This is a genomic window from Acidiphilium sp. PM (genome assembly GCF_000219295.1).
Taxonomy (GTDB): domain Bacteria; phylum Pseudomonadota; class Alphaproteobacteria; order Acetobacterales; family Acetobacteraceae; genus Acidiphilium; species Acidiphilium multivorum.
Genome location: NZ_AFPR01000056.1, coordinates 1 through 533, shown reverse-complemented (window position 1 = coordinate 533; position 533 = coordinate 1). Strand labels below are relative to the sequence as shown.

1 protein-coding gene is annotated in these 533 nt (G+C 70.9%); it reads left to right on the top strand.

All coding sequences use genetic code 11. The features are described from left to right. Nucleotides 1–533, top strand: a 533-nt coding sequence (locus APM_RS01925; protein ID WP_039887551.1) for a 3-oxoacid CoA-transferase subunit B, incomplete at both ends; no start/stop codon positions are given.

The following is a 533-nucleotide window of genomic DNA, read 5'->3' as shown; positions in this document are numbered from 1 at the left end:
ATTCCCGAGGGCTGGGTGGTCAATCTCGGCATCGGGCTGCCGACGCAGGTGGCGAACCATGTGCCGGCGGAGCGGGAGGTGATCTTCCATTCCGAGAACGGCATCCTGGGGATGGGGCCGGCGCCGGACGCGGGGGCGGAGGACCCGTTCCTGATCAACGCGGGCAAGCAGCCGGTGACGCTGCGTCCGGGGGCGTCGATCGTCGGGCAGGCGGACAGTTTTGCGATCATCCGCGGGCGGCACCTCGATCTGTGCGTGCTCGGCGGGTATCAGGTGGCGGCGAACGGCGATCTTGCCAACTGGTCGGTCGGGCGCAAGGGCGTGGCGCCGGCGGTGGGCGGGGCGATGGACCTCGGCGCCGGGGCGGCGCGGGTCTGGGTGCTGATGGAGCACTGCACCAGGGAGGGCGAGCCGCGGCTGGTGGAGCGCTGCACCTATCCGCTGACCGCGCTGGGCTCGATCACCCGCGTCTATACCGATCTCGCCGTCATCGACATCACGCCGGCGGGCTTCGTGCTGCGCGACATGGCACC